The sequence below is a fragment of the Geomicrobium sp. JCM 19039 genome (genome assembly GCF_000698145.1).
GTDB lineage: Bacteria > Bacillota > Bacilli > Bacillales > Marinococcaceae > Geomicrobium_A.
Map to the genome: position 1 here is coordinate 80358 of NZ_BAXB01000007.1, position 11833 is coordinate 92190.

17 protein-coding genes and 1 pseudogene are annotated in these 11833 nt (G+C 43.9%); all 18 read left to right on the forward strand.

Annotation, left to right across the window (positions count from 1 at the left end; genetic code table 11):
• Nucleotides 1-371, forward strand: a pseudogene (locus tag JCM19039_RS08950) (DUF1064 domain-containing protein).
• A 4-nt stretch (nucleotides 372-375) separates the two neighbouring features.
• Complete coding sequence (locus JCM19039_RS08955; RefSeq protein ID WP_042426161.1) at nucleotides 376-600, forward strand: hypothetical protein; 225 nt, start codon at nucleotides 376-378, stop codon at nucleotides 598-600.
• Nucleotides 597-842, forward strand: a complete 246-nt coding sequence (locus tag JCM19039_RS08960; RefSeq protein WP_042426164.1) for a hypothetical protein — start codon at nucleotides 597-599, stop codon at nucleotides 840-842. Before JCM19039_RS08955 ends, JCM19039_RS08960 begins: the two co-directional genes overlap by 4 nt.
• Entirely contained in the window at nucleotides 839-1006 is a 168-nt protein-coding gene (locus JCM19039_RS24340; RefSeq protein ID WP_193744187.1) for a hypothetical protein, read from the forward strand. Before JCM19039_RS08960 ends, JCM19039_RS24340 begins: the two co-directional genes overlap by 4 nt.
• Before the next feature lie 608 nt (nucleotides 1007-1614).
• Entirely contained in the window at nucleotides 1615-1794 is a 180-nt protein-coding gene (locus JCM19039_RS08970) for a hypothetical protein (RefSeq protein WP_042426170.1), read from the forward strand.
• A gap of 433 nt (nucleotides 1795-2227) precedes the next feature.
• Nucleotides 2228-2578: a hypothetical protein gene (locus JCM19039_RS21915; RefSeq protein WP_193744188.1), complete on the forward strand. Its 351-nt coding sequence runs from the start codon at nucleotides 2228-2230 to the stop codon at nucleotides 2576-2578.
• Nucleotides 2579-2595: 17 nt separating this feature from the next.
• Nucleotides 2596-2832: a sigma factor-like helix-turn-helix DNA-binding protein gene (locus JCM19039_RS21920; protein WP_052398655.1), complete on the forward strand. Its 237-nt coding sequence runs from the start codon at nucleotides 2596-2598 to the stop codon at nucleotides 2830-2832.
• 635 nt (nucleotides 2833-3467) lie between these two features.
• Nucleotides 3468-3713, forward strand: coding sequence for a hypothetical protein (locus tag JCM19039_RS23725; RefSeq protein WP_042426178.1), 246 nt, complete (start codon nucleotides 3468-3470; stop codon nucleotides 3711-3713).
• Nucleotides 3714-3876: 163 nt separating this feature from the next.
• Entirely contained in the window at nucleotides 3877-4797 is a 921-nt protein-coding gene (locus tag JCM19039_RS08995; protein WP_042426180.1) for a Kiwa anti-phage protein KwaB-like domain-containing protein, read from the forward strand.
• A gap of 652 nt (nucleotides 4798-5449) precedes the next feature.
• Nucleotides 5450-5872: a DUF3908 family protein gene (locus JCM19039_RS09005; protein WP_238544991.1), complete on the forward strand. Its 423-nt coding sequence runs from the start codon at nucleotides 5450-5452 to the stop codon at nucleotides 5870-5872.
• A 73-nt stretch (nucleotides 5873-5945) separates the two neighbouring features.
• Nucleotides 5946-6476, forward strand: a complete 531-nt coding sequence (locus JCM19039_RS09010; RefSeq protein WP_042426187.1) for a hypothetical protein — start codon at nucleotides 5946-5948, stop codon at nucleotides 6474-6476.
• 66 nt (nucleotides 6477-6542) lie between these two features.
• Nucleotides 6543-8048, forward strand: coding sequence for a terminase large subunit domain-containing protein (locus JCM19039_RS09015; RefSeq protein WP_193744189.1), 1506 nt, complete (start codon nucleotides 6543-6545; stop codon nucleotides 8046-8048).
• Between the two features lie 14 nt (nucleotides 8049-8062).
• On the forward strand, nucleotides 8063-9331 hold the full coding sequence (locus tag JCM19039_RS09020; protein WP_042426190.1) for a phage portal protein: 1269 nt from the start codon (nucleotides 8063-8065) through the stop codon (nucleotides 9329-9331).
• Nucleotides 9332-9390: 59 nt separating this feature from the next.
• Complete coding sequence (locus tag JCM19039_RS09025) at nucleotides 9391-9624, forward strand: hypothetical protein (protein WP_152550148.1); 234 nt, start codon at nucleotides 9391-9393, stop codon at nucleotides 9622-9624.
• Nucleotides 9590-10090 (forward strand): hypothetical protein, encoded by a 501-nt coding sequence (locus JCM19039_RS09030; RefSeq protein WP_042426196.1) that lies wholly within the window; start codon nucleotides 9590-9592, stop codon nucleotides 10088-10090. The genes JCM19039_RS09025 and JCM19039_RS09030 overlap by 35 nt, the downstream gene beginning before the upstream one ends.
• 24 nt (nucleotides 10091-10114) lie before the next feature.
• Nucleotides 10115-10414 (forward strand): phage minor head protein, encoded by a 300-nt coding sequence (locus JCM19039_RS09035; protein ID WP_081834426.1) that lies wholly within the window; start codon nucleotides 10115-10117, stop codon nucleotides 10412-10414.
• Between the two features lie 4 nt (nucleotides 10415-10418).
• Nucleotides 10419-11498: a hypothetical protein gene (locus JCM19039_RS09040; protein WP_042426202.1), complete on the forward strand. Its 1080-nt coding sequence runs from the start codon at nucleotides 10419-10421 to the stop codon at nucleotides 11496-11498.
• Between the two features lie 2 nt (nucleotides 11499-11500).
• Nucleotides 11501-11833, forward strand: a complete 333-nt coding sequence (locus JCM19039_RS09045) for a DUF2190 family protein (protein WP_042426206.1) — start codon at nucleotides 11501-11503, stop codon at nucleotides 11831-11833.

The following is an 11833-nucleotide window of genomic DNA, read 5'->3' on the forward strand; positions in this document are numbered from 1 at the left end:
ATGGCAGCTGAGGAGTATAACAAGCGTCAGCGTAAGAGGCGTAGTAAATACCACAACAAACGCGTTGAGGTGGACGGCATTACGTTTGACAGCAAGCGAGAGGCAAGATACTACCAAGATCTGATGTTACGGAAGCGAGCCGGTGATATACAAGATTTTGTTTTACAGCCGGAGTACCTGCTTCAAGATGGATTTAGCAAAAACGGAGTGACGCACCGGGCGATTAAGTATAAAGCGGATTTTAAGGTGTATCACATCGACGGTCGGTAGAAATTGTTGATGTGAAGGGCATGGAAACCGAGGTGTTTAAGCTGAAACGAAAAATGTTTGAGAAGCAGTATCCGGATCTAACGCTAAAAATCGTGAGGTGATCACATGATTGAAAAATTGGCAATTTGGTACCTGAGAAAAAGAAAATGCTCAGTTCTTATAAATTTCAACATTGATAGCGGATACTTCCAGTCTTTAATGTACAAGACCTATCTATTTGATAACGCATTAAGCAATGTCCATCATTTAACAGCTGATGGTAAACCATTAACTATCCCAGAAGGTAAGTTTACGGTGATAAGGAAATCTGATGAGGAGGGAGCGGAATGAGTGATCGGTTGGAAGATATCAAAAAAGAATTTGAAGTTATGAAGTGCAGATCAACCACTCTCTTAACGTATACAGACAAGTTTGAAAGAGATTTGGAATTCCTTATTGAACAAGCGGAGAAAGTCGAACGATATGAGGAATCTCTGCGCTATATATCCGGCGAATGGGAAAGGTTTTTAAAAGCAGACACGCTCGAAGATGCAGAGGATTCAGCGCGTGGCGCATTGGAGGGGTTGGAGTGAGAATTGACCAAAACAACAAAAACGTGCAGTTGATTATAGCGGCATTGGCGAGCATGGTCCAGGACGAAGGAAAGACACCGAGGGAAGCGTTTAAGGTGCTGGAGGATATAAAGCAAGATACGTATTTTGCGCTTGCTGAGATGGGAGATGAGAGCGGTGAGTGATTCCTGCTATGTGCGAATTAAAAAGGAATGGGTCAAAGCCGAATATATAGGAATCTATCAGTATTCTAAGCCGGTGGATAGATCACCGATGGTTGGAGGCTACCCTGGAGGGGTTCTTGTATACCCCATTGTAGTCGCAAAATTGGATGGAGAGTTTCGGGAATTTTTGATAGGGGATGTCAAATTCGAGGAGGAATCGCAATGAGTGAAGAAACAGCAATCAATATCGCAGTGACTTGTGTGATGTCGAGCTTCTTAGATGACCAGACAAAACAACAAGTCATCGAAATTTTACGGACATTTAAGGAGGAAACGACATGAAACAGAAAAACAGTGAGCAGATCAAGTGGCAACGTGAAGTGATAAAAGCTGAAATCGAGGCGGACAAGGCGGAACAGCGTGCCAAAGAGATTGCGCGGAGGGTTTTAGGGTAAAGGTTATCATAGGAGGTGACCAAAATGGATATTATATGGCTACCTATACTGATAGCAATCCTGCTACCATTTATTGTTGCATTCATAATATATGCAGAGAAGAAAAAGAAATAAACAAAGGCCCCTCTCGGAGCCTGTCGCTAGGTAAAGTATATCACATCGGGAGGGGTCGCATTGTTTAAGACGGCGGAGATTGATTTGAGCAGAGATGCGGTGTTGATTATAAAGGATGGGCAGATGACGACAGTAACGCCCAAGCCATTTGGGGTGGACGAGGTTATTTGGAGAGACGGAGCAGTGTTTGATGTAAATCGGCAGGAGCGAGTAAGGATCAACGGGCAGAGTGAGATATAAGGCTTAATACTTTTGTAACAAGGTGTTAGTTTTTTAATACAGAATATCCCCAGTCAAATATACCTATGTAATTAGGTATTAACTGGAGGTGATAGTCTTAGCTGCCACATATCAGTTTTGGGTAGTTTTATGGGTGGGCAGGGACCAAGTATTCAGGCAGATACACATCGTGACGACGGCAACAGACGTGAGGGATGTAGAGCACTTATTTTATCAAAAGCTAAACAAAGAGAGATACAGGGACATTCTTGAGATTGTTGAGGTGTCCCGGCGCAGAGAGATTGATTTTTAAATATAGCCTTACGGAAAAACCGCGGGCACTGATTGATGCAGCAATAGCTGTGTTGGTTGGTGCTCTTTTTTATTGGAGGGATTGGATGGCGGAGAAGAAAAGCGAGAAGGCGAAAGAGAAGCTCACTGACAAGGATTTACGGTGGCTCATGAACTCAGATATGCAGACATTGAAAAGAGGCAAGGGCGGGGCATTACGGAGCAAATAGAGCAAAGGGCGGGTTGGATGTTGGACTTATTGATCGAGTACAAGCAAAAGCGTAAAGAGTTGGTCAAGTATCGGGAGACATTGCAACGCAAACCTATGGAGACCGTGGCGGAGTGGACAGAGCTTAAAGCCGAGAAGAATGAGCATGAGATCGTGGGTGCGATGATCCGAGACTTGGAGTACGCAATTGAATGGATGGAGACGAGCAGGCGGCCGGGGGCGAAGCGGGATATTGATCGGCGGTCTGTTCACCAGCGCACAATTTATATGGACCTAGCGCATTAGAGCGATTACAGCATAATATGTCAGAGGACAAACAAATTAGCCAGGCTGACCATTTTCGCATCGACGACGCTTTATCTATGCTTACGGCTAGAGAGCGTGAGGTTTATATAATGGTCAAGGCAGAGTTGCTCTCAATGGAAAAAGCGGCAAGTTATCTAGGGGTTAAGAAAGGCACCGTTCAAAGGCAGTTAGAACGGGCGGAGTTGAAAGTGAATAGTCAAATCGCTACAAGCCTCTTCTCCTTTGTGGGATGAGGTTTTTTATGTAAAGCGCCAAAAAGGCGCTAAAATAAGGTGAAAGAAATGGGGTTGTAAAAAGGTGAACAATACATTGTATGTAATAAATAAAATAGTGTGTAGTGAATAGGTAAACACAAAGTCAAAACATCCACCTCTTTAATAAGCTAAATACATAACTGACTATTTTGGAGGTTTTAGAATGGACTGCAATAGACACTTGTATAACCCGAATCGTAAAGGGTGCTCGTGTAATATCCATATCAACAACAATTTAATTAATGGGCCAGGGATACCGACTTCACCTACCTCCCGACTCTGCCCACTTTTCCTACAGTTCCGACACAGCCGACGTTACCTACGGGTATAACGGCAATCACAGGACCAACTGGGACAACGGGCATTACAGGACCTACGGGTGATACTGGACCAACAGGAGCCACTGGGGCTACAGGAGGAGGGTCAACCCCTGCATATGGATTTGTATGTAATTACGGCACACAGGTAGTTCCTGTTGGCGCTAATGTCATTTTCAGTGATAGCGGAGTTCTAAATAACATCACACATGCGCCAGGCACAGCGAGATCGTTATTAATGATGCTGGGGATTACACAATACAGTTTATTTTATTAACGACTACAGAGTCCGAATCATTGGCTTCTGCGTACACGATCCAGGTCAATGGAGTTAGTCAGCCGACGGTGATCTATGGGGACTCTATAGCTGCAGGTGCTCAAAACTTGGATCAACAATTGGTCGGTTCAGGATTGTTGTCTTTGCCAGCAGGGGCAATCGTTACGCTAAACAATGCCGGCACCACTCCAGACACGCTGCCGGACGAGGAAGACGGGGTGGATGTACTCAACGCCAGCATTACAATTAACAAGCTGTCACTATAATTCGCTTATTTTGTCTTACGCCCGCCACCTATATATGAGAGCCATTCTATTGAGCCACAGCGAGGTTGGTCGTTGTGGCTTTTTGGAATTTTTTAGAGAATTTTGCAGGACTATATACCCTTCTTGTCGAAGTGTGGCGAGTAGACATAGAAGGAGGGTTTTTATGGATATAAATAATTTAATTCAGAGGTTGGAACAACAAAAAGGAAATGTAGATCTTACTTTCTACCTTTCACGAAAAAGGACGAATAACAAATACTACTCTTTTTCCCCTGATGTAGATCCTGGCTTAAAAGAGGAATTGCTTGATTTGGTAATTAGTTCTTTAGATCATGTTAAAGAATACCCTCAGGAGGAATATAATCCAGTTGGTGTTGCTGATCAAACATTAGAGAAAATTGATTCTAACAACATTAATAATTACACAGAAATTGTTAATAGTATTAATCAAGAAATTCGAGATAGCTCTAAAATTAGCACTGATGAAATAGCAAGATTAGATTTTTATTTACTGAGAATAAGAATAGCAAAACAAGACGGATATGAAGAAATTCACATTCTAAGAAGAATTAACAAAATGAGTAATTTAAGAAAAGGGTTATTAGGTGAGTTTAGAGGTCAAGATTTCATTAAGTTAGAACCGCACCATCTTATTGGTATTGATAGCAATGTGGACGTAGTAATATATAACGGAGAGGCTTTGGTTCTTAGTCACATCTCTTTAGAACGAATTTTTGATTTAAAAGATCATTTCAAAGATACCGCAAAAAAAGCATTGAATATTGTTAAAGAAACCAAAGGTATTGAAAACTTTGACCAGTTCTATGAAGATTGTTTGTCTGACGGTCGAGTTATTAGGGCATTTACAAAACTAATGAATGAAGAAGAAAAAGTTGAAAGGTGCTTTCAGAACTTCGATAATGTAAGAAAAGTAATCAAGATTTTTGAACTGCCAATTAATTTAAACGGTGATAAGATTGTCTATGAAAATAAAGATCAATTGATGGAAATAGCCAGGCTGATAAGAGACTCATATTACCAAAGCTATATAGGCGAGGAAGACAGAGTAGACGCAACCCACTAGGAAGAGGTGGTAAAAATAGGTGTTTTATATAGAATTGGAATGTTTATATCATCTTTTTTACCACTGTATATAATACTGTTCATTATTAATTACGAAGATTTTTTAGAGCTAGGGCAAACACTAACAGCTGATATCACATTTTACACTCTTTTGTTTTTGTTAGTTTTATCTCCTTTATTCCTCATATATATTGTTACAAGAAAACACAACAGACATCGCAAGTTTGGTATAGTGAAAGAAAGAAATGAGGAAATTCTAAGTTATATTGTAACTTATATAATTCCTTTGTTATCAATGGATGTAACAGTATTATCAAGTATTTTAGCTAACGGATTTTTATTTTTGTTAATGGGTTTCATATATGTTAAGAATAATTTGACGTATTTAAACCCGCTTTTTCTCTTATTTAACTATAAACTTTACAATAACTCTGAGGGAATTTTAATTATATCAAATCACACATACAATTGGCTAAATGAACATTCGGATACAGTTCTAAGTTGTAAAGCATTAGGAGATCGAATATTTTTCATTAGAAAACGAAGATAAAATGCGCCAACTTGGTTGCAATTGGGTTCATGATGCAGGAATATAGGCCCCTTTGTCGAAAATGTAGATAAACCAAATTATAGGGGGTATTATATTGTACGGAGTGGATGAATTAACTTATGAAGATTTGATAATAAAAGATAAAGCTTCTGACTTTCTTACAGGAGGAAGAAATCGCATTGTCGATGCTATGCATCTATTAAATTTTAAGGCAGAAGACGTTAATTACATTTATCCCAAAGACATGTTTGATCAGAATAAAAATAGTTTCACAATTTTCTTATTTACGGATGAACAGATTATAGAACTACAACTTCCGCGAAATGAGTACGATTATAAAATTATTAAGCGGAAAGTGGACAAGATTATAAACACAGAGTTCGCGAGCGAAAACGGTGAATATAGTTTGATAATTAACTTTGTAGATGACCAATTCATTAGATTAGATTCGCTCGCCGATACAATACAGAATGGGTTCAAGGAAGAATATAAATCAGTAATTACAGGAGTTTTAAGCAAATATTAGTTTGGAGCGCCCCATTCGGGTGCTTTTTTAATGCATGCATAACGTCAAATGACTAGGAGGGAGTTGATATGTAATGGCAGGAAGAAAAAACAAATACTATACACACGTCGCTCCCCATTTGAAGAGTATAGAGCACTGGTGTAGGGATGGGCTTACTGAGGACGAAATAAGAAAGCGTCTAGGCGTTGCGATGTCCTCTTTCGCAAAGTATAAAAACGAATATGTGGAATTATCGGATGCCTTAAAAAGAGGGAAGCAAGAAGCTGATTATGCAGTCGAAGATGCTTTGTTCAAGCGCGCGCTCGGCTATGAATACAGTGAGGAAACCTATGTATCTATTGAAGCCAATCAAGAGGAACATGATCTTAGGGTAGAAATTGAATTAGATATATGGAAAAAGAACAATCCGAACTCCACACAGGGTGAGCGTGATCGGTTCATTATGTCCATTCCTAAGACGAAAGAAATTCTAGAAAAGCGAGTAGTCAAACAGGTTAGTCCAGATACAACCGCACAGATATTCTGGCTAAAAAATCGACAGCCTGAGAAGTGGCGAGACAAGCAGGACATTCAGCATAGTGGCGGTATGACAAACGCAACATAGACATGTCTGGCCTAAGTACAGAGGAGTTGAAGCGCCTTGCTAACTATGACGGAGGAAAAGAGGAGGATGATCGCTAGAGAGGCAAGCAAAGAGCTCTCACGCCGTAACCTCATGCCGTTTACGCAACATACCTTTCCCGGCTATCAAGCGAGTTGGCATCATAACCTCCTAGCCTCATATTTGGATGATTTTGTATTCGGCGACCTCAATCGCCTTATGGTGTTTATGCCGCCACGTTATGGGAAGTCGGAGCTTGTGTCACGCAGGCTACCGGCTTTTATTTATGGCAACGATCCTCACGCTCAAATCATATCGGCATCGTATGGCTCGGATTTAGCGAGCCGAATGAACCGTGACGTGCAACGCATTATCGACTCTGAGACGTATCATGAGCTATTTCCGAGTGTAGGGCTTAATAACTCCAACGTCCGCACAATCGCTACAGGGAGCTATCTACGGAACTCAGACATTTTTGAGATTGTCGGGTATGGCGGTGTGTATAAGAGCTCGGGTGTCGGCGGTGCAATCACGGGTATGGGGATGACCTACGGGATTATTGATGATCCGATCAAAAACCGTAAGGATGCGGAGTCGCCAACCATCCGTGAGGCTATCTGGGATTGGTATGTATCGACGTTTTATACAAGGCTCGAAAAAGGCGGTAAGATACTCATTACGCTAACGAGGTGGCATGAGGATGACCTAGCAGGGCGACTCCTAGACAAGCAAAAGAAGGACTCGAAAGCCGATCGGTGGACGGTGCTTAACCTACCCGCAATGGCAGAGGAGCCGATGCATCCACAAGACCCACGCAGTGATGGCGAGGCGCTATGGCCGGATAAGTACCCACTCAAAGAGCTCATTAAAATCAAGGCTACAGTGGGATCGTATGAGTGGAACGCCATGCATCAGCAACGCCCATCCGCCGCAGACGGAAACTTGTTTAAAAGGCATAATTTTAGGTATTTCACTAAAGAAAATGGCATTTACACGCTAGAACAAAAGGACGGGAAAAAGAAAAGATTCAACAGCCATGAGTGTTATGTGTTTCAAACGTGCGACCCTGCCGGCAGCACCAAGAGCACAGCAGACTACTTTGTGATGGGCACATGGGCGCTCACGCCTCATCACGAGTTGTTGTTGCTTAATATATACCGTGATCGACTAGAGGGTCCAGATCAGCCGCAACTCTTCAGAGACGCCTACTACCGATGGCAGCCAATCCTGCAAGGTGTCGAGCCTGCCAACATGGGGCTTACCTTATTTCAAACGCTACAGCGTACAGGATTGCCCGTGGTGGAGCTTAAGCCAGACAAAGACAAGGTAACGCGGTCATTGCCTATTGCCGCCATGTACGAGGCGGGCAGCGTGTATCATCCATACTCAGCTGAGTTTGTGGAGTTGTTTGAGAAAGAGTTGCTAGGCTTTCCTAATGCTAAGAACGATGACCAAGTGGATGTGGCGAGTTATGCAGCAGTGGTACAAGCTCGCATTGAGGAGATGGTGATGCAAGGGCAGGGGAGGCAGGAGCATGATGATTATGAAGACGCAGAAGCTATTTCTCCATACTAATCAGGAGGTGTATCATGGCAAAGGGATTTAATCAGATGAACCACAAGGAGCTTAAAGAATACGCTCGGGGGATGGACAATCAGTTTCAGTATTTGACCGAAAAAATCGGTACTCTCGAACTGGCACTTGAAGATCAAGGTTGGCAGAAGCTAACGATGGAGAGTTCACAAGAGTTTAGTCAGCAGGGATTAATGACAATCCGCAACCTGTCTAGGGTGATGTTCCTCAAAAACCCTCTTATCCGACGTGCGGTGCTCACTCAAAGCAATTACGTGTTTGGTAAAGGTGTTGATTTCTCTGTCGTTGACGAGGAAAAACACGCGAATGAGAAGCAGACAATGGATGACTTTAAAGACAATGTAGAAAACAAGCGTGAACTTACATCCCATCAATCTATGACTCAAAAAGAGAACGAGCTCCAGCTATTCGGGGAGCTCTTTTTTGTGCTTGTTACCTTGCCGACGACTAAGCAAGTGATTGTACGCTCTATCCCTGCTGACGAGATTACCGACATCATCATGGACCCCGAGGACAGTAAGCGACCTTTGTTTTATAAGCGAGAGCGTGACGTTCAGCGAATGAACTTTACGACTGGCCAGTATGAGACAAAACATGAGGTCACTTATTTTAGGGATTGGGTTGTCGAAGGTGATCGAGCAGCTAATCATAAGCGGATAGGCGAGCACGATGTAAGGCAGGACGCAGTTATCTATCATGTGTCGGTCAATCACCTATCTGACATGAAGCGTGGCGTGTCGGAGGTGTACAGCGCCTTGGATTGGGCGCGAGCATATAAGGAATTTCTTGAAAATTGGGCGACTATTGTAAAGGCTCACAGTCGTTACGCTTGGAAGGTTGCCACTAAAGGCGGTAAAAAGGGCGTTGCCAATGCTCAGCAAGCAATGAAACAAGGACCACAAGGCAATGGAGCACCGCCACTCACAGCAAGCTCATTCATCGGTAGCGAGGGAACAGACATTGAGCCTATGCGGACAGCAGGGGCAACGACAAGCGCCTCAGACGGTCAGCACATGGTACACATGGTCAGTGCGGCAACGGGTATCTTTTATCATTACTTGGTTGGCGATCCGAGTACGGGAAACCTTGCCACAGCCAAGGCGATGGAACGACCGATGGAGTTGCAGTTTCTCAATCGCCAAGAACTATGGAAGAACGTGTTTCAAGACATTTATCGTTACGTCATTTGGAAACGATACGGAAACACAGAAGCGAAGATAACGGTCAGTTCCCGAACCTACTCGAGCACGATACACGCGAAATGATCAGTGGAATTGTGGCGGCGACTACCCTCAATGGCTTTACGGGAGGTAATACCATACCGATGCGTAAGGTGAGCGAAATGCTACTAAGAGAGCTCGGCGAAGAGAACATTGATCAAATGCTCGATGAGTGGTTCCCAGATGGGGAGACATGGGAGTTCCCTAAACGCGAAGGGGGTGAGGAGGATGGAGATGACCCACTAGCTGTAAGTAACAATATGGTTGCGGAATCAATATCTCAGTTAAAGGAGGCAGCGCGCTATGTCGATCAGCAAGGCAATCATAAAACTGGCTGAGTCGGTTGATGTTAATCAGAAATGGCGTATCTTGCACACCACTGAGAAAGAGCTACAGCGTGATATGTCCAAAGTGTTCATGCATCAGAGGGATGTTTATCTCGATGTGTTACATGAGCACCGTCACCGCATCGACGTTCTCGCCGAGAGCGTTTTTCGTCGTTTTAAGGAGTCTGATTCGGACGACATTAATCGATTGGCTATGAATGCCGCAGAAATGGCAACGGACGAGGCAATGCAAGAAGCTGTGAAACGAGGTATTCGCATTGCACTTGATGAGGCGGCAAACGTATCATTGCTGAGTTTGCGCCGCAGAGATCATTCTTTGTGGACTCTGAGCGACCGATTAACTATATCACCGAGCGCGGGGCGCAGTTGGTCAGGAGAGTGGATGACACGACTAGAAATACCATCCGACGCACCTTGCAGCAGGGTATGGAGGAACGTAAGAGCTACCAGGCGATAGCGAGGGATATACGCAATCGGTTCTATGACTTTGCGATGCCAAGAGGACAAGCACGTGCGTGACCGTGCTGAGCTTGTGGCAATTACGGAGTTAGGGCAGGCGTTTGAGCACGGCGCAGATATAGCGAGCGACAATATCCAGTCGTGGGGGATACAACTCGAAAAAGCATGGCTTACATCTGAGGATGATCGTGTATCTGAGGAGTGTTGGGAAAATCAAGATGATGGATGGATACCGTATGACAATCCATTTACAAGTGGCGATTATGGACCTTTGAGGTTCCCAGGTTGCAGATGCACGAAGTTAAGGAGGAGGGCGAGGTGAAACGATGAAGAACTATTTTAAAAAGCTATTCAGCGAGTCGGCAACATCGACTGATGACAAACCGAAAAAGACGGAGGTTGTCGAGCAAGTCAATCTCAATGAGGCTAGCGTTCGATCAGACGGCGTAGCTACGATCAAGGTGATTAGCCCCGGTTGGGGTTCGTCCGGTTATTACAGTGAGGATGTGCTACGCAACTACGCAGGCATGTACCGAGAGGGTACTCAGATGTATTGGGATCATCCTACGGATTCTGAGGAGTGGGAGCGACCGGAGCGATCATTACGAGACTTTGCAGGTGTTCTCGCATCAGATGGTCGATACGAGGAAAACGGGCGGTCTGGACCCGGAATCTACGCTGAGGCTAAGTTATTTGGCGATTATAAGGAGCTTGTGCAGGAGATTGGACAGCACATCGGCGTATCACACCGCGCTACTGGCACGGCTAGTCATGATGTGGCTGATGGTCGAGAGGGTACGGTGATTGAGTCCATTGATAAGGTGATCAGCGTGGACTTTGTAACGTTGCCCGGTCGTGGCGGTGAGGTCGTGCAAATGATGGAGTCGTTGCGAGAGAGCAAAAAACAAAAGGAGGACGATGATTTGAAATGGAATGAAATTACGCTCAATGGATTGAAAGAGAACCGAAAAGAGCTAGTGGACGAGGCGCAGAAGGAACTCAAAGAGAGTGTCAGCAAAAAGGATACACTCATTGACGATCTCACGAAGAAAAACAAGGAATTGTTGGAGGCGCAAGGTCTAGTAGACATTGAAAAGCTCGTTGATAAGCACGCAGTTGAGAAATCTCTGCCGGATGTGGCGGTTACGCGCATCAAAGAATCTTTTAAGAATAGCGTGCCACTCAAAGAAGGTGCAGTAGACTTTGAAAAGGCTGAGCAGGACATTAAAGCTCGTGTTGAAGCTGAGCATAAATACATTGAGTCTCTTGGCACAACTCACAGCATTAATATGGGTGAGTCTGCTACTCAACAAGAAGAAGTATCACAAGATGATCTTGTAGAGAGTTTTAGGCAGATGGGTTTAAACGAATATGACGCAAAAATTGCCGCACAAGGGAGAGTTTAATCATGGCTAAAAACAAGGTATTTATTGACGGATATCAACTCACCGTACCCGTACCGTCCGGCACAGCATCCGGTGACGCAGTGGTGATCGGTCAGCTACCGGGCGTAGCATTAACAGATGAACAAAATGGAGAAGCGACAGTAGATTTTAAAGGTGTATATGACTTGGAAGTGTCGTCATCCACAGAGGTTGGCGACATTTTATATTTAGCTGATGGTGATTTAACCACGGACGCAGAAACAAGCGGCGATAATTCGAGCGCAAACGTCCGATTTGGCTACGCTCTCCAATCAGCAAATGAAGGCGATACTATCAATGTGAAGGTGGGTTACTAA

Coding starts and splice junctions, on each gene's coding strand:
- JCM19039_RS09025 (WP_152550148.1), top strand. CDS start 9,391: ATGCGTAAGGTGAGCGAAATGCTACTAAGAGAGCTCGGCGAAGAGAAC.
- JCM19039_RS08955 (WP_042426161.1), top strand. CDS start 376: ATGATTGAAAAATTGGCAATTTGGTACCTGAGAAAAAGAAAATGCTCA.
- JCM19039_RS09030 (WP_042426196.1), top strand. CDS start 9,590: ATGTCGATCAGCAAGGCAATCATAAAACTGGCTGAGTCGGTTGATGTT.
- JCM19039_RS09040 (WP_042426202.1), top strand. CDS start 10,419: ATGAAGAACTATTTTAAAAAGCTATTCAGCGAGTCGGCAACATCGACT.
- JCM19039_RS21920 (WP_052398655.1), top strand. CDS start 2,596: ATGTCAGAGGACAAACAAATTAGCCAGGCTGACCATTTTCGCATCGAC.
- JCM19039_RS08960 (WP_042426164.1), top strand. CDS start 597: ATGAGTGATCGGTTGGAAGATATCAAAAAAGAATTTGAAGTTATGAAG.
- JCM19039_RS09010 (WP_042426187.1), top strand. CDS start 5,946: ATGGCAGGAAGAAAAAACAAATACTATACACACGTCGCTCCCCATTTG.
- JCM19039_RS09020 (WP_042426190.1), top strand. CDS start 8,063: ATGGCAAAGGGATTTAATCAGATGAACCACAAGGAGCTTAAAGAATAC.
- JCM19039_RS09015 (WP_193744189.1), top strand. CDS start 6,543: ATGATCGCTAGAGAGGCAAGCAAAGAGCTCTCACGCCGTAACCTCATG.
- JCM19039_RS08995 (WP_042426180.1), top strand. CDS start 3,877: ATGGATATAAATAATTTAATTCAGAGGTTGGAACAACAAAAAGGAAAT.
- JCM19039_RS09045 (WP_042426206.1), top strand. CDS start 11,501: ATGGCTAAAAACAAGGTATTTATTGACGGATATCAACTCACCGTACCC.
- JCM19039_RS09035 (WP_081834426.1), top strand. CDS start 10,115: ATGACTTTGCGATGCCAAGAGGACAAGCACGTGCGTGACCGTGCTGAG.